This is a genomic window from Cohnella baijiui, from assembly GCF_020731285.1.
In the GTDB taxonomy this organism is placed as follows: Bacteria; Bacillota; Bacilli; order Paenibacillales; family Paenibacillaceae; genus Cohnella.
The window spans coordinates 1-317 of record NZ_JAJFOW010000196.1; the positions used below are offsets into that span (position 1 = coordinate 1).

Genomic DNA, 317 nt, shown 5'->3' on the forward strand with positions numbered 1-317 from the left:
TGCAGCGCGATGTGCTGACTCCCGCAAAATCCACTCCACTTTGGTCAAGGGCTTTAGCGGCGGATACAATATGACTTCTAAGCGTAAGCTCAAACTTCAGCTGTTCTATCGAAGGGTATGTGTACAAGATTGAACTTACTGCCATGCGCTGCAGGATGTCTTGCTCCATGTCAGTAAACCCGTTCTGCAGGTCCATGGCATGAATATCGATTGGATCACCGAGAATTTTGATCATGCTATCCCGTCCCTTCTGCCATGCATCATAACGTTTATAATTTAATACACATCTCTCTTATGAAACACCCACGTCACAACAG

The 317-nt window shown here is 45.7% G+C and carries 1 pseudogene; it reads right to left on the minus strand.

The features are described 5' to 3' along the window. Nucleotides 1-235, minus strand: a pseudogene (locus LKX83_RS32295) (protein-glutamine gamma-glutamyltransferase); the annotation flags it as partial. Nucleotides 236-317 lie beyond the last annotated feature (82 nt).